Genomic DNA, 18901 nt, shown 5'->3' with positions numbered 1-18901 from the left:
GTCGAAGCGCCCCGAGGAACGCGCTACTCGACCAGCGCCTGCGTGCCCAGCACCACCGCGAGCGCGAGCTTCTCGGCATCCGCCGTGCCCGGCTCGGCCGTGTAGACCATGAGCCGCAGGTCGTCCGCGGCGACGACGAGGGTGTCGCAGTCGAGGGTGATGTGCCCGACGGTGGGGTGATCGACCACCTTGCGCCTCGCCGACTCGCGCGGCTTCTCGAGCTCGCCGTGCTCCCAGAGCTCGATGAACCGAGGACTCTGCGCGCTGAGTTCACCGATGAGGCGGCCGACCGCGCGGTCGGCGGGATACCGCGACGCCGTCAGCCGCAGGTCGCTGACGAGCCGAGCCTCCAGCTCGGCCGTCTCCTCGGGGGTCTGCACGGCGCGGTTGCCCGGTCCGACGAGGTTGCGCCACACGGCGTTCCGCTCGATGCCGCGCAGCAGCGAGGTGTCGCCCATGAGAGCGTCGTACGGAGCATTGGCGACGATCAGGGTCATGGTGGCGTCGTAGACGGCGACGGGCGTGTTCGCCAGCCGATCGAGCAGGCGCTGCACGCTCGGCGGAATCCGCGTCGGAACGACATCGAGTCCCGGCGCCGCATGGCCGGCCAACTGGAAGAACAGTTCCCGCTCGGCATCCGACAACCGCAGGCCCCGGGCGAGCGCCTCGACGACCTGGGCCGACGGCGAGGTCGACCGGCCCTGCTCGAGTCGGGTCAGGTAGTCGGTGGAGATCCCGGCGAGCGCGGCGAGCTCCTCCCGCCGCAGGCCCGACGCCCGACGCCGGCCGCCGAGAGGCACGCCCGCGCTCTCGGGCGTCACGCGATCGCGCCAGCGGCGCAGCATCCGTCCGAATTCCCAGTCCATCCCCCCAGTGTGCGCGCCCGGGCCCCTCGTGTCCTAGCCCTGGTGGTCCTACGACAACGGAACGACTGCCTATCGGTATCCGGCAGGCGGATGCTGGAGCCATGACGAACGCACCTTCCTCCTCGCCCGCCCCCTCGACCACCATGGCGCCACTCGCCCTCGTGACCGGCGCCTCCTCCGGCATCGGCCGCGCCTTCGCCGAGCGGCTGGCCGGGCTCGGCTACGATCTCGTCGTCGTCGGACGCCGCCGCGATCGCCTCGACGCCCTTGCCGCCTCGGTGCCGGGCGTCGCGGTGCAGGTCGTCGAAGCCGACCTCTCGACCATCGCGGGCATCACCGCCGTCGCCGACGTGGCCGCGAGCCGGCCCGTGAGCCTGCTCGTCAACAACGCCGGCGTCGCGCACTACATGCCGCTGGCCGATCTGCCCGTCGAGAAGGCTCTCGAGCTGCTCAACGTGAAGGTCGTCGCGCCGACGCTGCTCACCCGCGCCGCCGTCACCGGCATGATCGCTCGCGGGGCAGGCACCATCGTCAACGTCGCCGGCATGATCGCCTTCTCGGGCCCGGCCGAGGCGCCGGCACCGCAGGGCGGCCGCGTCGTCTACACCGGCACGCTGGCGCATACGGTCGCTCTCACGCAGGCGTTGCAGGCCGAACTGGCCGGCACCGGCGTCGACGTGCACGTCGTGTGCCCGGGCATCGTGGCCACCGAGTTCCACACCGTGCAGGGCATGGACCTCTCGGCTCTCCCGCGCATGTCGGCCGACGACGTGGTCTCCGCCACCCTCGCTGGCATCGGACTCGGCGAGGTCGTCATCGCGCCGGGCGTCGAGGACTACGCGCTGCTGGAGACGGTCTTCACCGCCGACGTCGCGGCGTTCCACGGCCAGAGCCCGCAGCTCGCCTCGCGCTACGTCGCAGCCAGCACCGCTGCGTGAACGGCGCCGAGGCTCACCGGCGGCGCCCGACCCACCCTCCCCCATACGATGGCCGCATGAGTGACGACTACGACATCGTCGAACTGGGCGCCCTCGATGCCTGGCGCGACCACTTCGGCGGCTTCAGGCCCGAGAGTTCCCGCGACGGCCGGCGGGTGATCGACCACGAACTCACGATGCAGTACATCGGCATGACGGCCAACGCCTTCAAGCCCGGTGAGGAGGCGGGCTACTGGCACGCCCACTCGAGCATCGAGGAGGCGTACGTGTTCCTCGCGGGCCGCGGCCAGATGGGCATCGATGACGAGGTGGTCGACGTCGGCCCCGGTTCTGTCGTGCGCGTCGGGCAGGGCGTGTGGCGCACCTGGCGCTGCATGCCGGACTCCCCGGAGCAGCTGCGCTGGCTGTGCATCCGAGCCGGCGGAGGCGAACTCCCGCATCTCCCCGATGACAGCACCCGCGACAACGATCGCCCGTCACCCTGGTGAGGTCGCGCCCTGGTGAGGTCGCGGCCTCTCAGTCCGACGCCGCCAGCCGGCGCAGCAGGCCCGCGAGAGTCGCCTGCTCCTCCTGACTGAGACCGCGCAACTCCTCGGCCTCGCGCTGGGCAAGGGTGCGCATGGCGTCGTCGACCAGGGCGGCCCCCTCCGGCGTCAGTCGCACCAGCACGCTCCGTCCGTCCCGCGGATGCGGGCGACGGTCGACGAGGCCGCGGCGCGACAGGTTGTCGAGCCGATTGGTCATCGCGGCGCTGCCGATCATGGTCGCCTCGATCAACTGGGCGGGACTGAGTTCGTGCGGGGCATCCGCTCGCCCCAAGGCGGCCAGCACGTCGAACTCCCACGCGGCGAGGCCGGCACCGCTGAAGGCATCGGCGCGCAGCACGCTGAGCCGCTTCGACACGCGCCGCAGTCGCGACATGACGTCGAGCGGAGTCAGGTCGACATCGGGCAGGCGCCGAGACCATGCATCGATGATCAGGTCGACCTCGTCATCGGGCTCTCTCACGTTGGGAGCCTACAGCCGACGTCGCATCATCGAACCCGAGGCGGGGGTGCGCGCTGTCAGCGTTTGCGCTTCCGCGGCTTGGCCTTCACCACGGTCGCCACGCGCACCCACAGCTCGCCGAACGAGCGCGCGGCCTCGGTGTTCGGGGCGTAGCTGGAGACCGGAGCCCTCGCCGCGCCCATCCGTTCGATGAGCACTGTGGCCGGCACCACGATGTTGGTCACGGCCTTGTTGCTGCGAGGGAGATCGCGCACGGTCTCGCGGTGGACGGTCTTGCGCCGATCCACCATCGAGAGGAACGCGAGGATCGGAGCCTTCGACACCGAATCGGCGACGAACTCCGTGACCTGCTCCAGGGAACGCATCGCGAGCGGCGACGGCACGAGTGGAACGACGACGACATCGGCGGAGTACACGGCGTTCGCCGAGACGATCGAGGCACCGGGCGGGCAGTCCAGGATGACCACGTCGTAGTCTCGCTCGACGTGCTCCAGGATCTTGGCGATGCGCTGCTCCGACTTCTTCGCGTGATCCAGCACCAGGTCGAGGTCGCGATAGCCCGCATCGGCCGGAAGCACGTCGAGTCCGCGGATGCTCGTCGAGCGGATGGCGCCGCGCACCTTGCTCTCGCCGGCGACGAGCGCGTCGATCCCGCCCTTCAGCTTCGGCTTCACCTGCAGCAGGTAGGTCGCGGCTCCCTGCGGGTCGAGGTCCCACAGCAGCACCCTGAAGTCGGCGGCCGCCTCGGCCGCCAGGTTGACCGCAGCGGTCGTCTTCCCGACGCCGCCCTTCGTGCTGTACACGGCTACGACCTTCATCCCGGCGTCCTTCCTCGGAGACCGGCGCCGATCAGCACCACTCTTGACGCTGAAGCTATCAGCCTCGGCCGTTACGGCGTCCACCACGGACGTAGCGGCAGGCCATCACCGATCCCGGCATGCTCGTCCGGTCGAGCAGCAAGCACCTGGTGCAGCTGGATGCCGCCCACCTCGAAGGCGAGCCGCGACCCGGCCATGTACAGCCCCCACACCTTCGCCGTCGGCAGGCCCACCTCGGCCACGGCCTCGTCCCAGTGCTCCACCAGGTTCGCGCACCAGTCGCGCAGGGTCAGTGCGTAGTGCTGGCGCAGGTTCTCCTCGTGCAGAACCTCGAGACCGGCATCCTGAGCGTCGGTGATGATGCGGCCCGACCCCGTGAGTTCCCCGTCGGGGAACACGTAGCGGTCGATGAAGCCTCGGGCCGACGGCTCGGAGTGGTTGTCGGGCCTGGTGATGCAGTGGTTCAGCAGCAACCCGCCCTCGCGCAGCCGAGACTGCAGGAAGGCGAAGTACGCCGGATAGTTCTTCACCCCGATGTGCTCGAGCAGGCCGATCGACGACACGGCATCGAACCCGGTCTCGGCGATGTCGCGGTAGTCGCCGTAGCGCACCTCGGCGAACTCGCCCAGCTCCTCGTCGACGATGGCCTGCTGCGCCCACGCCGTCTGCTCCTCGGAGAGGGTCACCCCGATGGCGTGAACCCCCCGTCTGGCGGCGTAGCGCACCATGCCTCCCCACCCGCATCCGACATCGAGCAGCCTGTCGCCGGGCTTCAGGCGCAGCTTCTCGAACACCAGGCGGTACTTGTTCTCCTGCGCTTCGTCGAGCGAGGCGTCGAGGCGCGGATAACAGGCGCAGGTGTAGGTCATCGACGGCCCGAGAACCCATTCGTAGAAGGTGTTCGACACGTCGTAGTGATGATGGATGGCCTCGGCGTCGCGGCCCTTGCTGTGCCGCAGACCGCCGGCGACCCTCCGCCAGCGCGCCGGCGCCTCCTGCGGCGGCGGCGCTATCGGCTTCAGGTGCTCGACCCCGATGGAGCGCACGATGTGGGCCATCACACGCGGCGGCGGCAGCCTGAACACCAGGTCGTCGGCCAGGGCCTTGAGCAGCTCGTACGGATCGCCCGGATGCACCCCGTGGATCTCCAGGTCGCCCGCGATGTAGGCGCGCCCGAGTCCGAGGTCGCCGCGCCCCGTCGCGAGATAGGTCGTGCCCCGCGGCGTCTTGAGCTCGAGGCCGAGGGCGGCATCCGCCGGTCCGGACGAGCTGCCATCGTAGGCGGTGAACCGCAGCGGGAGCTTGCCTCCCGCGAGGATCTCCACGACCTCGGCGAGGGTGTACCGGCCGGGTGCGTCAGGCCTGCCGGCGGCATCCGTCGAACCCGTCGCATCCGTCGCGCGTTCCTTGAACGTGGTCATCGTCGTTGAACCGCCTTCGCATAGAGGTCGAGGAGCCTGGAATCGGGGTCGAAGCGCGCCTTCGCAGCCCTGTAGGCGTCGCCGCCGTACAGCTCGTCGAACTCCTCGGGCGAGTAGAACGATTCGGAGTACAGCGATTTGTGCCCGTCGAGCTCGGACACCCGCCGCTCGATGCGCCGGTTGGTCTCGCCGTCGGATGCTCCGACGGGGACGGTCGACCAGAAGCCGACGTTGACGTAGCTGCGCCCGGGCGTGATCGGGTACAGCGGCCATCCGGCGCCGCTAGCGGCCCCGCCGTGCGCACCGCGCAAGCGCAGCGGGCAGAGCCAGATCGGCTGGATCGGCACGTTCTCGAGGAACCAGTGCAGGAACTCGGCCGTGCCCTCGATCGGGATCTCGACATCCTGGATGACGCGTTCGCGGGGCGGCCGACCCTTCAGCCGCTCCAGGCGGTCGCCGATGTCGAACCGTCGCTCCAGCCTCATGAGCGTCGCGTACGAGCTGCTGCGCCTGTAACGACGGGGCCAGAATCTGCGGATCGTCGGATGCTGCGCGCCGAAGGCCTCGGAGCACCAGAACCAGTCCGTGTCCCACCGCCACAGGTAGTCGTGAATGGTCAGCCTGTCGTGGCTCACGCCGTCGTCGTGCTGCAGCGAGCGGTAGTAGATGCTCTGCCCGGTGTAGTCGCTGACCGCTCCGGGCGCTGCCGTGCGCGTACCGAGGCTCAGGTAACCCTCGTCGGCGCTGAAGACGACGCCGTCGAGGTAATCGACCGGAACCCCGTCGAACTCACCGGTCGCGACGACGCGGTCCATCGCGGCGACCAGGTCGTCGATGGAGTGGAACCGCACCTGCCTGAGGGCGACGAACGGATCGACGGGCTCGAGTTCGATGCGCAGGCGCACGGCGTAGCCGAGCGTGCCGTAGGAGTTCGGGAAGGCCCGATAGAGCTCCGGATGCCGGTCAGCGGAGACCGTGATCACCTCGCCGGCACCGGTGAGCACGTCCATCTCGACCACGGACTCATGCGGCAGGCCGTTGCGGAACGACGTCGACTCGATGCCGAGCCCCGTGACGGCACCGCCGACGGTGATGGTCTTGAGCTGCGGAACCACGAGCGGCGCGAGCCCGTGCGGGAGGGTCGCCGCGACCAGGTCCTCGTAGGTGCACATGCCAGCGACATCTGCCGTTCCGGCCTCGGGGTCGACGGCGATGACGTCGGTCAGGCCCGAGGTGTCGAGGCCGGGCGCGTCGGCCTTCGCCCGCGAACGGAACAGGTTCGAGGTGGGCTTGGCCAGTCGCGCCGTCGCCGTCGGCGGAACGGCCCTGTAGCTCTCGAGAAGCCGCTCGACGCCGGCGGCGTGGGCGGTGTGCGCGTCGATCGCAGGAGCGGACACGCCTCCACGCTAGTCCGCGTGAGCCCGCGAGCGAAGGGTCCGATTCCGGGTCAGCCTCCGGCGGCCTCTCCGGAGGAGCTGCCGACGACGATGGCCACGCCCTGCGACGGCAGTCGGAGTCCGGATGCCGCCCCACCGGTGAGCACGTCGACGCCGTCGACCAGCACCTCGGCCTCGTCGGCGCCGTGGTTGATGACGAACACCGCCCCACCGCGTCGGACGACCTCCACCTGCTCGCCCGTCGCGACCGGCGCCGGCACCTCGATGCCGGCATCGGCGACGAGCTGTTCGACGAGCTGCCGCAGCGCCGACGGTTCGGGGAGGGTCGCGACGTACCAGGCGCTTCCGCTGCCGGACGCCCGGCGTGTGACGGCCGGCCAGCCGGCGAGAGCGCCGTCGGTGAAGGTGGCGAGGGTGTCGGCATCCGTCACCCGCACGAACTCGGCCCAGACGTGACCGTCGGCGGCACCGCCGAGCACCTCGCCCTTCAGGGGAACCGGGGGCGCCTCGCCGGCACCTGTAGCCTCCAGGTCAGCGCCAGCTGGCGGGGCGAACTCCTCGATCCAGATGCCGAGCACGCGCCGCAGCGCGTCACCGAGGTAGCCGCCCAGGTGCACGTGCAGGTTCTCGTCGGTGATGCCCGTGCCGAAGCCGGTGACGAGGGTGCCGCCGGCATCGGCGAAGGCGGCCAGGTTCGCGCCCTGGGGGTCGGTCAGCGTGAAGTGCACCGGCACCAGCACCAGGCTGTACGCCGACAACTCGGCCTCCGCCTGTACGAAGTCGACAGCGAGGCCGAGCGACGTGATGACGCTGTGCCAGGCGAAGATCGTGCGCAGGTAGGACACCTCGGCCGGTGACCCGGGCTGCTCGATGGCCCACCAACTGGTCCAGTCGAGCGCGATCGCGACTCGGGCCGGCACCAGGGTGCCCACGATCGCAGCGTCGCCGTCGAGGGCTGAGAGCGCGGCGAGCTCCCGGCCCAGCTGCTCGACCTCCCGCCAGACCCTGGTGTCCGTTCCCGAGTGCGGCACCAGGCCGGAGTGGAACTTCTCGCTGCCGACGGCCGACTGACGCCACTGGAAGAACAGGATGCCGTCGGCTCCCCGCGCCACGGCCCGGTACGACCAGGCCCGCATCTGCCCGGGCGCCTTCACGGCGTTGCGCGGGCGCCAGTTCACCGCGCTCGTCGCCTGTTCCATCAGCAGCCACGGCGCTCCGCCGCCGAGCGAACGCATGAGGTCGTGCACCATGGCCGCGTACGGCGTCGAGAGAGGATCGGCGGGGTCGGGATAGGTGTCATCGCTCACGACGTCGACCTCCTGGGCCCACGCCCAGTAGTCCAGGGGCTTGAAGAAGCCCATGAAGTTCGTGGTCACGGGCAGCGTCGAACGCTCGCGGATGACGGCGACCTCGGAGCGGAAGCACGCGAGCAGCTCGTCGTTGGAGAAGCGGTCGAAGTCGAGCAGCTGGGTGGGATTCCGGAAGGTCGGCGCCGTGCGCGGCGGCTGCACCTCGTCGAAGGAGTCGTAGCGCTGCGACCAGAAGGCCGTGCCCCACACCCGGTTGAGCTCGTCGATGCTGCCGTAGCGCTGCTGCAGCCAGGCGCGGAACGCCGCGGCCGAGACCTCGCAGTAGCAGTGGCTGACGTGGCATCCGTATTCATTGTTCACGTGCCAGAGCTCGAGCGCCGGGTGATCGGCGTACCGCTCGACGATGCGCGTGACCAGCTCGCGAGCCCGCTCCCGGTACACCGGGGAGCTCGGGCAGTACTGCTGGCGGCTTCCGACGGCGAGCCGAACACCGTCTTCGGTCACGGGCAGGGTCTCCGGATGCCGCAACGCCAACCACGGCGGCGGAGACGCCGTCGCCGTCGCCAGGTCGACACGCACGCCCGCAGCGTGCAGCAGGTCGAGTACCTCGTCGAGCCAGTCGAAGTCGTACTCACCGGGGCGCGGCTCGAGGCGGGCCCAGGAGAACACGCCCACCGTGGCGAGCGAGACACCGGCTCGGTTCATGAGCCGCACGTCCTCATCCCACACCGGCCGTGGCCACTGCTCCGGATTGTAGTCCCCGCCGTACCAGATCGTCATGCCGCGGTCCTCCTCGACCATCGATGCCTCGGTTGCCCGTCAGCGCTGTGTGAAGAATTCGACCGCGGCCTGGCGGAAGACCCGCGACCCCGGAGCGTTGAAGTGGTGACGGTCGGGCAATTCGACGAAGGTGCCGTTGGGGGTGGCATCCGCCAGCAGCTTCGACCGCTCGAGGATCGCGTCGTCGCTGCCGGTGGCGAACAGCATCTGCTGCGTCGGCGGATGCGCCACGTCGGGGTCGGCATCGCCCAGGCGCATACCCTCAGCGAGCGCTATGAGCGCACGCAGGTCGTTGCCGGCGACCCGCTCGGTGAGCGTCACGTAGTTCTGGGTCACCGTGTCTTCGACGGGTATGCCGTGATCGGCATATGCTCGCGCCTGCTCGATCTGGAGGCGCGCGAGGGGGCGTCCGTCGGGGATGCCGCCGAGCACGGCGCGCTCCACGTGGTCGGGAACCTGCACGGCGAGTTGCCAGCCGACGCGAGCTCCGAGGGAGTAGCCGGCGTACAGCACGGAGTCGAGCAGGTAGGTGTCGAGCACCGTCACCAGGTCGTCGACGAAGGCGTTCATGCCGTACGCGGATGCCTCGTGCGGCTTGTCGCTCGCACCGTGCCCGCGCTGGTCGACGCCGAGAACACGGAAGCCGGCGCGCGTCAGGTCGCGCACCCACCCGGTGCTCACCCAGTTGTCGCGGCAGCTCGACGCGAAGCCGTGGACGCACAGCACCGTGGGGGCGTCGTCCTCACCCCACTGGTACGTCGCTATGCGCAGGCCGTCGGCCGACATCACGTACTGCGGCGATGGCATCTCGGTCAGGGCGGTCAGCGCTGGGGGCATGTCGCCTATTCTGGCCCACCACGGCACGAGCCCACGCCCTGGAGTCTCGAGGCCACCCTCACGGCGCCCGCAGGTGAACCCGCTCCCCCTGCGTGCTCAGCAGGTTCAGGATCTCCGCCGGCTCCCTCGACGCGCTCACGTGACCATGCGGCATTCGAGTGTCGAACTCAGCGGCCTCGCCGGCCTCCAGCACGATCTCCCGGCCGCCGAGCGACAGCCGCACGCGGCCGCTGAGTACGTAGATCCAGTCGTATCCCTCGTGGGTGCTGGTCTCGATCGGCGCATCGGGATCGTGGCCGGGCAGCACCATCTTGAATGCGTGCACGTCGGGATTGTCGCGGGTGAGCGGGATGATGGCCTTGCCGTTGCGGTAGAACGGCTTCGGACGCACCCGGGGGTCGGCGATCTGCGGGGCGCCGACGAGGTCGTCGAGGCTCACGCGGTACACCCCCGCAAGCCGGATGAGCAGCTCCAGCGCAGGCTTCCGAGTACCGGATTCGAGCCGTGACAGGGTGCTCACCGAGATGCCGGTGCGCTCGGCGAGGTCCGCGAGAGTGAGCTCTCGACGCTGCCGCAGGGCGCGCAACCGCGGCGCGACCTGGTCGAGCATCACCTCGAAGGACGCGGATGCGTCGCCGACGGCATCCGGGTCCGAGTCGTCCGAGCCCGACGTGCCGTGCCACTCGTGCGTATGCGCCATGAAGACCGCCCTCCTTGCCGTTTCGGCAAACGTGGTTGCCAGTCTATGAGCGCCTTTGTGAGGATCGACACATGAACACCACCTGGGACGTCATCATCGTCGGCGGCGGCAGCGCCGGACTCAGTGCAGCGATCATGCTCGGCCGTTCGCGCCGGCGCGTGCTCGTCATCGACGAGGGCCGGCCGCGCAATCGCGTCGCCGCCCACACGCACGGAGTGCTCGGCCGCGACCACACCTCCCCGCTCGAACTGCTGGCCGACGGCCGCCGCGAGCTGGAACGCTACGACTCGGTGACGGTGCACGCCGACGGGGTCGTCACGGCCGCCCCGCTGGACGACGGCTTCGAGGTCTTGCTCCGCTCCGGAGCTGTTCATCGCACCCGACGGATGCTGCTGGCCACGGGCCTGCGCGACGAGCTGCCCGACATCAGCGGGCTGGCCGAGCAGTGGGGGCGCGGCGTCGTCGTCTGCCCGTACTGCGACGGCTGGGAGATGCGGGATCGACGCATCGCGATCCTGGCCGGCGGCGCTGCGAGCACCCACCAGGCTCAGCTCATGCGCCAGCTCTCCGAGGACGTCACCTATCTCGTGAACGGCAGCGACCTCCCCGACGAGGCCCACGCCGCACTCGTGGCACGCGGGATCGCGGTTGAGGATCGTCTGGTCGCCGGGGTCGAGTCGGATGCGGTCGGCACTCTGAAGGCCGTGCGTCTCGCCGACGGTACCGCCGTTCCCGCCGATGCGGTCTTCGCGGCCCCGACTCCGACGCCCGCCGATGGGTTGGCGCGCAGTCTCGGCGCGCGGGTCGTCGACCGTCAGGGAGCGAGCTGGCTCGACGTCGACCCGATGGGCCGCACCAGTGTGCCGGGCCTGTGGGCTGCCGGCAACGTGACGGATGCGCGGTCCTCGGTGCCCTTCGCGATGGCGGCGGGCAACATGGCCGGGGCCGGCCTCGACGCCGAGCTGGTCGAGGAGGATGTGCGCGCTGCCCTCACCACCCTCGCCGCCCCGCTGTCTCGCGCAGCGGCATCCTGACCGGGTCCGCTCGGCGAGCGACTCTGGAACCGCCGCCCGCCGATGGCTACCCTTGATGGATGCGACCACTTCGCTATTCCATCAACGTCACTCTGGACGGATGTGTCGACCATCGTTTCGGGGTCGCCGACGAGGCACTGCATCGTCATGCGGCGGAGAACCTCGCACGGGCCGACGCCCTCATCTTCGGGCGAGTCACCTACGGGATGATGGAATCGGCCTGGCGGTTGCCGACGTCGGGCGAGATGCCCGCGTGGACCGAACCCTTCGCCGAGACCATCGATGCCGCGAAGAAGTACGTCGTGTCGAGCACCCTCGAGAGCGTCGACTGGAACTCCGAACTGATCCGTGGCGATCTGGGCGAGGCGATTCGGGCCCTCAAGGAGCAGCCGGGCGACGGCTTGCTCGTGGGCGGGGTGACCCTGCCGCTGGCCCTGGTCGAATTGGGACTGATCGACGAGTACGAGTTCGTGGTGCATCCGCGGGTCGTCGGGCACGGTCCAGCCCTGCTCGCCGGCCTGTCGACGCCCCTCGACCTGAAGCTCGTGGGCAGGCTCGAGCTGGAATCCGGCGCGGTGGCCCTGCAGTACGTGCCTGCCGGATAGCCCGGGCAGCATCTCAGCGCGTACGGCGCCCCGCGAAGATCGCTACGAGGAGCGGGATGACCGAGGCGATCATCAGCACCGTGCCGAGCACCACGTCATCGGGCCGCACCACGGCGCCGGCGACCAGCAGAGCACCGAACAGCACCGCCGACACGACTCGTCGCATCGCGCGCTCCAGCCGTGCGACCCGCCGCTCGAGCGCCGGGTTCGCCATCGACACGGAGCCGTCCTCGATGCGGGTGACGAGGGAGTCGAGCCGCTTCGGCAGGCGCCAGGCGAGGCCGGCGGTCTCGAGAGCCTGCCGGGCGACATCCTGAACCACGTTGCCGCGCTCGTCGCGCAGCAACTGCGAAGCGTACGGCTCGATCGAGTCCCAGAGGTTGAACTCGGGGTCGAGCGCGCTGCACACCCCGGAGGTGAGCGACATCGCCCGGATGATGAGCAGGAAGTTCTCGGGCAGCTGGAACGGCAGCGACCGCACCACATCGCCGAACTGCACGGCGAAGTCGCGGAACTCCCGAGGATCCACCTCGCGCAGCTCGGCGAAGCCCATCCCGCCGAAGCGGGCGAAGAGCTGGGTCATCGCGCGCTCGAGCTCGGCCGTCTCGGCCGACGGCAGCAGCACGCCCAGGTCGCGGATGGCATCGACCAGGCCCTTGCCGTCCCGAGAGGCCGCCGCGATCAGAAGCTTCCGCAGGCCCCGGCGCGTTCCCGCGGGAACCTCGCCCATCATCCCGAAGTCGATGAACGTGAGCTTCCACGACTGACCGTCGGAGACGCCCGGCACTCCGTCGCCGTCGGCCACCGGGGTGACGAAGATGTTGCCCGGATGCGGGTCCGCGTGGAAGAAGCCGTGGGTGAAGAGCTGGTCGAACATGACGGCCGCGAAGACCGGGGCGACCTGCGCGGGCTCGATGCCGGCGGCGCGGAGGGCATCCGCATCCGTGATCTTGATCGCCGTGACGTCCTCGAGGGTGAGCACGCGGCGGGTGGTGCGCTCCCACACGATGGCAGGCACCGCCACCCGGGCGTCGTCGGCGAAGTCGGCGGCGAAGTGTTCGAGGCTGGCCGCCTCGTGCAGGTACTCGATCTCCTCGCGGCTGGTCTGCGCGAACTCCTCGACGAGGGCGCGCGCGTCGACCCGGTCCGACACGAGCCGCACCCGGCTGAGCCATCCGCCCACCTTGCGCAGCGCAGCGAGGTCGGTCTCGACGATCGCGTCGATGCCCGGCCGCTGCACCTTGATGACGACGGCATCCAGCCCGGTTTCTTCAGCGTCGAGCGGTCCGAGCGTCGCACGGTGGGCCTGGCCGAGGGATGCAGCGGCCACGGGCGTCTCGTCGACCGCGGCGAACGCGCGCTCGAGCGGCATGCCCAGCTCGGCCTCGGCGAGCGTGCGGATCGCGGGGAACGGAACCGGCGGCACCTCGTCCTGCAGGCCCTCCAGCTCGGTCGTGATCTCGGGCGGCAGCACGTCGAGGCGCGACGACATGAACTGGCCGACCTTGATCATCAGCCCGCCGAGGTCGACGGCGAGAACGTGGAAGCGCTGCGCGAACCGCCGCATCCGCTTCGACCGGGAGCGCGCGGCGAGGGCGCCCAGCCCTATGCGCGGCAGGAACAGCTCGAACCACCACGTGACCGCGAGGTTCCAGCCGGCGAAGCGGAGGATGCGCCTGTAGCGGGCGCGGGTCTCACCGGTGCCGGCGACCGCCGCTCCCCCGCTTCGGGGATCCGACGTCACCCTCGTCAGCCCTGGGCGAGGATCGAGTGGAGTCGGCGGCGTGCGTCCTCCAGCACGGAGACGGCCTCGCGGATCTGCTCCGGCGACCCCTCGGTGTTCACCTGCGCGGCCACGCGGGCCAGCTGCAGGCCGGCCTTGGGCAGCGCTGAGAATCCGGTGTCGTCGGAATCGCTCGTGGCAGCCCAGGGAGCCGCTCCGCTGGCGGCCTCGGCTTCGGCGCGGCCGGCATCCGTCAGCGAATAGGTCTTGCGACCGTTGGACTCCTCGGCGCTGATGAGGTCCTCATCGGCCAAGAGCTGCAGGGTCGGGTAGACGGAGCCGGCGCTGGGCTTCCAGCTGCCGCCGCTGCGCTCCTCGATCTGGCGGATGATCTGGTAACCGTGCATGGGCTGCTCTGCGAGCAGCGCGAGCACGGCCGCGCGCACATCGCCGCGGCCCACCCGGGTGCCTCCGCGCTTCTCGAACGTCGAGCGCAGCTCCTCCATCTTCTGCCAGATGCCCTCGGCGTTGAAGCCGGTTCCGAATCCGCCTGCGGGGAATGAACTGCCCATGATGATCTCCTCCGAACGTCGTGAACGATACTCAACGATATATCGCGACTTCCGTGAACGATAGGGTTCCCAGCGCACTCGAAGGAACGGTCGAACCCCCGCAACGGCGAGCGAGCGGGACCGCATCTGCACCTGCTGCGTGCGTAGTGGGTCTAGCGTCGCCGCAGCTCCAGCACGGGAATCACGCGATCCGTCTTCGCCTCGTACGAGGCGAAGCTGCTGCCGGGCAGCGAGGTGAATCGCGCCCAGCCTTCGTCACGAGCGGCTCCGGTGAGCCGCACAGCGTGCACGCCGACGTTGCCGTCATCCGGTGTCTCGATCTCGATATCAGGATGCGCCACCAGGTTGTGGAACCAGGCCGGGTTGTCGGGAGCCCCGCCCTTCGATGCGGCGATCAGCCAGCCGTCGTCGGTGGGGATCGCCCGTACTGGGCTCACCCGCACCTCACCGCTCCTGGCGCCGACGTGGTGCAGCAGCACGAGATCGCGACCGAATCCGGCCCTCTCCACGGTGCCGCCGGTGCGGCGGAACTCCTCGATGATCTCGTCATTCCAGTCCGACATGCGGTTCCTCCTGTGCGCGCCTGACGGAGTGCGGCGCCTGCAACCCACGCTACGCGCGGTTCGGAGTGCATCGGGACGGATGCTCGCTGGGGCTCAGTGCACCAACGAGCTCAGCCAGATGACGGCGCCGCCGAAGGCCGTGGTGATGAGCGCGCTGAGCAGGCGCATGGGCCACGTGCCGTGGTTGCGCTCCGAGTTCACCCAGCCGATCACGGCGAGGGTGACCACTCCGATCCAGAGGGCGATGTAATACGCGACGTACTCGTCGACCCAGCCAAACGTCGCCGTCGCGAGCGCGACTGACGGCAGCAGCATCGCGAGCAGCATCCCGATCGAGTGCAGGGCAGCACGACCGATGGCCCGCCCGATCGGCACGGCGCGACCCTCGGCACTGTTCCGACTCGCGACGACGGCGGCGTAGACGTGCGTCAGCCAGAACACCCCGACGGTGCCGACGATGAAGAGCAGCACCTCGCCATCAGTGTCGAAGTGCCAGCCCACTGCGACGAGCGTGGTGACGAGCACGATGCCGTACACCGCGTGCTCGGTGTTGTAGGCGTTGAAGAGCAGGCGCGTCAGGCGTGTGGAACGTCGAGGTCCCGCCGCGCTGACAGTCTCGCGCTGGTTCTCGTGCATGCGTCAACGTTCCCACGCTCTCGCGGTCGTGGCGAGTGCGGATAGGCCTTCCCCAAGCGGCGACGTGGCCCGGTGCGGCGACGAGATCCGTCTAGTCGTTCGACTTCCAGAGGATCTGACGTATCGGACCCTCCTGGGCTTTCGACTCGACGAACTCGTAGGACTCTGCGACGATCTGCTCGAGCACCGCCAGATCGACATCGCCGAGGCGCTTGATGTAGACGCAGTAGCCGGTCAGGGAGTGCTTGCCCAGCTTCGACAGGAGCTCCGAGTGGCGTGCCGTGCCGTCCATCAGGTAGACGGTCAGCTTGCCCTTCCTCGGATAGAAGCCGATCGTGTGGCCGTCGCCTTCGCGGCCGCTGTCGTACTTGTAGTGGTACGTGCCGAAGCCGATGGTGCCGACATTCCACAGCTCCGGCTCACGCCCGCTGATCCGCTGCATCATCTCGACCAAGGTCTCGCTATCGCGCACGGTCTGCTCGTCATCGAGCGAGGCGATGTACTCCGTCACCGAGCGGTCGTCGTTGTCCGTCATCCGTTTCACCCCTCTCGTTCGCACGGAACGCGGTCAGGCCGAGCATCCGCCGAGTGGCCGCGGATGCTCCTGCACATGGCCTCCGACGATACGCCGCCCGTCGGGCAGAGTCAGCCCGCCACCTCGTCAGCCGACTGCCTCCCGCCTCCCGCCTCAGCTGATGAGCTTCCAGGGGCCGTAGAGCGCCGTCGGGCTCGGGGTCGCACCGGCGCTGTACCACTGGGCCTGATAGACGTGGCCAAGGTAGCTCACCTTCTCGCCCCCGGTGTAGACGGTCGCGGCACTCCAGGCGGGAACGCCGCCGGGCGTCGTGGAGGCGACGATCTCGCTCCACGGGCCACCGACTCCGCCGGGCGTGGTGCCGCGCGTGTACCAGAGCGCCTTGAACGTGCGGCCCTGGTAGACCACGACATCCCCGGCGTTGAAGACTCCCGTCGACGTCCAGAGGGTCGACCCGTCCGCCGCGATCGCGATCTCGGCCCAGGAGCCGTTGGCGTTGCTGCCGGGGATCTCCCCCTTGCTGTACCAGAGCGCCCGGAAGACCTTCCCGTTGTAGCTCACCTGGTCTCCGGCGGAGTAGGCCGTCGTCTTGTCCCAGGCGGCCGGCTTCGGCACGCCCTGGCCGCCGAGCTGCAGGTCGCAGCTGATCCGTCCGCTGAAGAGAGCATGACCTTCGGATGCCGTTCCCGAGCCGGCTCCGTAGATGCCGTCGTCGGCCCACAGAACCTCCTTGGTGCCGTCGACGCAGCTCGAGTTCGGCGCCAGCGCGAAGCCCTCGACGTTGTTGTTCGGCAGGGCGGCAGGGCGGGCGTAGGCGGCATCCGGAACGATCGAACCGGTCGCACTCACCTTCAGCACGGTCGAGGTCACCCCGCAGGTGTTGTCGCAGAGAGCCCAGATGCGCTGGGCGTCGGCGTCGAACGCCACATCCATCACGTGGCCCATGCCCGTGTCGACGACAGCCACCCGGTGGAACGAGTGGTCGCTGTTGAGCGCGTAGGCGTAGAGCTTGCCGTCGTTCTCGAGGGCCGCGAAGTAGAGGCCGGTGCCGTGCTTCGGGTAGTCGATCGGCTTGTAGGCCTTGCCCGTCGACTGGTCGACGAATCCGTTGCCCGTGAGGTAGCTGTCGGGAACGAAGGTGACGCCCTCGAAGCCGAGGTTCGCCTCGGTCTTGTTGCCGGCGTGCAGTTCGGGGAACTCGGCGGTCAGGTTCCACTGGTCCGTCGCGACGAGCTGGGTGCCGGCCTGAGTCGGGTCGAAGCGCAGGATCGAGTTCAGCGGGATGGTGTTGGCGGCGTTGTTGCGCTCGGTCGTGACGTAGAGGGCGCCATCCGCTCCGATGGTGAGTCCCTCGGTGTCGGGCTGGTTGGTCGCCGCGTCGGTGCTGCCCGGGAAGAAGATCTCCTTGCCGGCGCCCCATCCGTTGCTCGTGTCGGGCACCCAGGTCTCGCCCTGCTTGACCATGCGGAACACCCAGCTCTTGTTCTTGACGCTGTAGAGCACGTTCGCGTTGCTCGGGTCGAAGATGATGCCGCTGACGTCGCGACCCTCGGGTCCGGTCGTCGTCGTCCAGGCGCACTGCGTGTCGGCTACGGCGACGGATGCGTTACCCGGCCACGCGGCGGGCGTGAGGGCGGTCGCCGGCAGGGTTCCCGTGCCCGACGGCGCCTCGGGCTGGCAGTTCAGGGTCGGCGCGGGAACGTCGGCCGGGTTGGTCAGCTGGGTCGCGCAGGCTGCGGCGTTGGAGGCGCCGAAGCTCTTGTCCTTCACGGATGCGAACGCGCCGCTGCCGTCGGGGCAGCGCGCGAAGGCGCCGGCGCCGAAGTTGTTGCCCTCGTCGGCACCAGACTCGCCAGCGGTGTAGTCGACCGAGTCGACGAGAGTGCCCGCGGTGCCGTTGGCGCCGTCGGGCAGGTAGAGCTTCACGCTGTCGCCGCCGCTGCCGAGGCCCTTGCCCGAGCCGAAGTAGGCGAAGCCCTTGGCGGGAATCGTGGTCGTCGCCGTGCCGTCGGCGAGCTTCGCCGAGAACGCCGTCGCCGCCGTGGCTGCCCCGCTGTCGATCTGCAGCCAGCCGGCGATGCTGACGGCGGTCGCTCCGCTGTTGTACAGCTCGATCGCATCGCCGACGGGGGTCGCCCCGTTGTCGGAGGAGACCTCGTTGATACGGATGCTGGTCCAGTCGGCGGGCGTCGTCGGGTCCGTCGGCTCCGTCGGCGCTGCCGGGGCGAAGCGGCTCTTCCCGGGCGATCCGATGTCGCCGGTGGTCGACGTCCACGACGCCTCGGCGTCGCCCACTGCGGACAGCTGCCACTGCGAGGCGTCGTTCGCGCCGAGTGCGGCTTCAGTTTTCGGGATGCCCGCGACGCCCTGCGTGCGCGGTCCCTTCACGGGGCCGGTGCCCTGGTCGTTGTAGCTGAGGCGGTCGACGAGGTTCGCGACGGCATCCGTGCCGCTGAAGAGGTTGATCTCGTCGGCCCGGCCGAGGTTGGTGACGTTGCCCGCGAGGATCTTCACGTCGGCGCCGAGGGCCCAGTCGCTGCGGAAGGTGGCATCCGCCGATTCGGTGATGATCGCGGACTGGCCGACGGCGAGAGTGCCGAGGCTGTCGAGCGGAACCGTGCCGGGCGCCCTGCTGTCGTCGTCGAACGACCAGCCGGCGAGGCTCACCGGTGCCGAGCCGAGGTTCGTGAACTCGATGTACTCCCCCGACGAGTTCACCGGGTTGTACATCCATTCGGTGATCCTGATGGATGCCGCATCGGCGGCCTGGGCGGTGGCGGGCAGTGCGAGCGCGAGCGCGGCGCCGACGGTGGCGGTGGCGGTGGCTGCAACGGCCGCGACGGCGCGGGAGAAGGAACGACTCATGCGCCGAAACCTACTGACGCCGCCGGTACGCGGGTGAACGGGAAGGTGAACGGAGGGCGAATGAGACTCTGCTGGTCGAGTATCGCCCGACGGATCTCCACGCCGAGGATTCCCTCGGCGTTGTGCGCGTCGGTGCTCGCGCCGACCTCGTCACCTGGTCGTCGAACCTCTACGACCTCGAGCCCGGCCCTTCGCGGTTACTGGGCGAGCGCGCCGACCACACGATCGTTGCCGGTGAGATCGTGCACGGCGCGACGGATGCCGCGCCTCTACCGTAGGCGCCGCCTGCAGGC

At 69.6% G+C, this 18901-nt stretch carries 19 protein-coding genes; 5 read left to right on the top strand and 14 right to left on the bottom strand.

Features of this window, described 5'->3' with window-relative positions; all coding sequences use genetic code 11:
* Positions 1-23 precede the first annotated feature (23 nt).
* Positions 24-866 (bottom strand): helix-turn-helix transcriptional regulator, encoded by an 843-nt coding sequence (locus ASF30_RS18235; RefSeq protein WP_055909988.1) that lies wholly within the window; start codon positions 864-866, stop codon positions 24-26.
* 101 nt (positions 867-967) lie between these two features.
* Between ASF30_RS18235 and ASF30_RS18230 the strand changes: the two genes are divergently transcribed.
* Positions 968-1804 carry an SDR family NAD(P)-dependent oxidoreductase gene (locus tag ASF30_RS18230; protein ID WP_235480387.1) on the top strand — a complete coding sequence of 279 codons (837 nt, stop codon included), beginning with the start codon at positions 968-970 and terminating at the stop codon, positions 1802-1804.
* A 56-nt stretch (positions 1805-1860) separates the two neighbouring features.
* The gene (locus ASF30_RS18225) at positions 1861-2292 is read left to right on the top strand and encodes a cupin domain-containing protein (protein ID WP_055909982.1); all 432 of its coding nucleotides are present in this window, start codon (positions 1861-1863) and stop codon (positions 2290-2292) included.
* Between the two features lie 28 nt (positions 2293-2320).
* On the opposite strand, the gene ASF30_RS18220 is transcribed toward ASF30_RS18225, so the two are convergent.
* From ASF30_RS18220 to ASF30_RS18190, 7 genes are all read right to left on the bottom strand, one after another.
* Positions 2321-2812 carry a MarR family winged helix-turn-helix transcriptional regulator gene (locus ASF30_RS18220; protein ID WP_055909980.1) on the bottom strand — a complete coding sequence of 164 codons (492 nt, stop codon included), beginning with the start codon at positions 2810-2812 and terminating at the stop codon, positions 2321-2323.
* Positions 2813-2868: 56 nt separating this feature from the next.
* Entirely contained in the window at positions 2869-3630 is a 762-nt protein-coding gene (locus ASF30_RS18215; protein ID WP_055909978.1) for a ParA family protein, read from the bottom strand.
* A 71-nt stretch (positions 3631-3701) separates the two neighbouring features.
* Positions 3702-5051 (bottom strand): class I SAM-dependent methyltransferase, encoded by a 1350-nt coding sequence (locus ASF30_RS18210; protein ID WP_055909976.1) that lies wholly within the window; start codon positions 5049-5051, stop codon positions 3702-3704.
* Positions 5048-6448 (bottom strand): FAD-binding oxidoreductase, encoded by a 1401-nt coding sequence (locus ASF30_RS18205; protein WP_055909974.1) that lies wholly within the window; start codon positions 6446-6448, stop codon positions 5048-5050. Before ASF30_RS18205 ends, ASF30_RS18210 begins: the two co-directional genes overlap by 4 nt.
* Positions 6449-6498: 50 nt before the next feature.
* Entirely contained in the window at positions 6499-8538 is a 2040-nt protein-coding gene (locus tag ASF30_RS18200; RefSeq protein ID WP_082468105.1) for a beta-galactosidase, read from the bottom strand.
* Between the two features lie 39 nt (positions 8539-8577).
* Entirely contained in the window at positions 8578-9375 is a 798-nt protein-coding gene (locus tag ASF30_RS18195) for an alpha/beta fold hydrolase (RefSeq protein WP_055909968.1), read from the bottom strand.
* A 58-nt stretch (positions 9376-9433) separates the two neighbouring features.
* Complete coding sequence (locus ASF30_RS18190) at positions 9434-10075, bottom strand: helix-turn-helix domain-containing protein (protein WP_082468041.1); 642 nt, start codon at positions 10073-10075, stop codon at positions 9434-9436.
* Between the two features lie 71 nt (positions 10076-10146).
* Between ASF30_RS18190 and ASF30_RS18185 the strand changes: the two genes are divergently transcribed.
* On the top strand, positions 10147-11109 hold the full coding sequence (locus tag ASF30_RS18185; protein WP_055909964.1) for an NAD(P)/FAD-dependent oxidoreductase: 963 nt from the start codon (positions 10147-10149) through the stop codon (positions 11107-11109).
* Between the two features lie 59 nt (positions 11110-11168).
* Positions 11169-11714: a dihydrofolate reductase family protein gene (locus ASF30_RS18180; protein ID WP_055909961.1), complete on the top strand. Its 546-nt coding sequence runs from the start codon at positions 11169-11171 to the stop codon at positions 11712-11714.
* A gap of 13 nt (positions 11715-11727) precedes the next feature.
* Here the strand turns inward: ASF30_RS18180 and ASF30_RS18175 are convergent, their stop codons facing one another.
* The 6 genes from ASF30_RS18175 to ASF30_RS22370 all read right to left on the bottom strand — a co-directional run bounded on the left by ASF30_RS18175 (position 11728) and on the right by ASF30_RS22370 (position 18608).
* Positions 11728-13458, bottom strand: a complete 1731-nt coding sequence (locus ASF30_RS18175; protein WP_055909958.1) for an ABC1 kinase family protein — start codon at positions 13456-13458, stop codon at positions 11728-11730.
* Between the two features lie 5 nt (positions 13459-13463).
* A complete protein-coding gene (locus tag ASF30_RS18170) occupies positions 13464-14009 on the bottom strand; it encodes a PadR family transcriptional regulator (RefSeq protein ID WP_055909955.1) in 546 nt (181 codons plus the stop codon).
* Positions 14010-14161: 152 nt separating this feature from the next.
* Positions 14162-14572, bottom strand: coding sequence for a nitroreductase/quinone reductase family protein (locus tag ASF30_RS18165; protein ID WP_055909952.1), 411 nt, complete (start codon positions 14570-14572; stop codon positions 14162-14164).
* A 93-nt stretch (positions 14573-14665) separates the two neighbouring features.
* Complete coding sequence (locus ASF30_RS18160) at positions 14666-15208, bottom strand: hypothetical protein (RefSeq protein ID WP_055909948.1); 543 nt, start codon at positions 15206-15208, stop codon at positions 14666-14668.
* Positions 15209-15299: 91 nt separating this feature from the next.
* On the bottom strand, positions 15300-15743 hold the full coding sequence (locus ASF30_RS18155; protein ID WP_055909944.1) for a DUF1801 domain-containing protein: 444 nt from the start codon (positions 15741-15743) through the stop codon (positions 15300-15302).
* Positions 15744-15896: 153 nt separating this feature from the next.
* A complete protein-coding gene (locus ASF30_RS22370; protein ID WP_082468039.1) occupies positions 15897-18608 on the bottom strand; it encodes a lamin tail domain-containing protein in 2712 nt (903 codons plus the stop codon).
* A gap of 122 nt (positions 18609-18730) precedes the next feature.
* Here ASF30_RS22370 and ASF30_RS22880 point away from each other — a divergent pair, with 122 nt between their 5' ends.
* Positions 18731-18886, top strand: a complete 156-nt coding sequence (locus tag ASF30_RS22880; protein ID WP_200918477.1) for a hypothetical protein — start codon at positions 18731-18733, stop codon at positions 18884-18886.
* Positions 18887-18901: the final 15 nt, after the last annotated feature.

This window comes from Leifsonia sp. Leaf264 (assembly GCF_001422325.1).
Lineage (GTDB): Bacteria > Actinomycetota > Actinomycetes > Actinomycetales > Microbacteriaceae > Orlajensenia.
This window is presented reverse-complemented; position numbering and strand designations above follow the sequence as displayed.

Coding starts and splice junctions, on each gene's coding strand:
- ASF30_RS18235 (WP_055909988.1), bottom strand. CDS start 866: ATGGACTGGGAATTCGGACGGATGCTGCGCCGCTGGCGCGATCGCGTG.
- ASF30_RS18230 (WP_235480387.1), top strand. CDS start 968: ATGACGAACGCACCTTCCTCCTCGCCCGCCCCCTCGACCACCATGGCG.
- ASF30_RS18225 (WP_055909982.1), top strand. CDS start 1,861: ATGAGTGACGACTACGACATCGTCGAACTGGGCGCCCTCGATGCCTGG.
- ASF30_RS18215 (WP_055909978.1), bottom strand. CDS start 3,630: ATGAAGGTCGTAGCCGTGTACAGCACGAAGGGCGGCGTCGGGAAGACG.
- ASF30_RS18210 (WP_055909976.1), bottom strand. CDS start 5,051: ATGACCACGTTCAAGGAACGCGCGACGGATGCGACGGGTTCGACGGAT.
- ASF30_RS18200 (WP_082468105.1), bottom strand. CDS start 8,538: ATGACGATCTGGTACGGCGGGGACTACAATCCGGAGCAGTGGCCACGG.
- ASF30_RS18195 (WP_055909968.1), bottom strand. CDS start 9,375: ATGCCCCCAGCGCTGACCGCCCTGACCGAGATGCCATCGCCGCAGTAC.
- ASF30_RS18190 (WP_082468041.1), bottom strand. CDS start 10,075: ATGGCGCATACGCACGAGTGGCACGGCACGTCGGGCTCGGACGACTCG.
- ASF30_RS18185 (WP_055909964.1), top strand. CDS start 10,147: ATGAACACCACCTGGGACGTCATCATCGTCGGCGGCGGCAGCGCCGGA.
- ASF30_RS18180 (WP_055909961.1), top strand. CDS start 11,169: ATGCGACCACTTCGCTATTCCATCAACGTCACTCTGGACGGATGTGTC.
- ASF30_RS18170 (WP_055909955.1), bottom strand. CDS start 14,009: ATGGGCAGTTCATTCCCCGCAGGCGGATTCGGAACCGGCTTCAACGCC.
- ASF30_RS18165 (WP_055909952.1), bottom strand. CDS start 14,572: ATGTCGGACTGGAATGACGAGATCATCGAGGAGTTCCGCCGCACCGGC.
- ASF30_RS18160 (WP_055909948.1), bottom strand. CDS start 15,208: ATGCACGAGAACCAGCGCGAGACTGTCAGCGCGGCGGGACCTCGACGT.
- ASF30_RS18155 (WP_055909944.1), bottom strand. CDS start 15,743: ATGACGGACAACGACGACCGCTCGGTGACGGAGTACATCGCCTCGCTC.
- ASF30_RS22370 (WP_082468039.1), bottom strand. CDS start 18,608: ATGAGTCGTTCCTTCTCCCGCGCCGTCGCGGCCGTTGCAGCCACCGCC.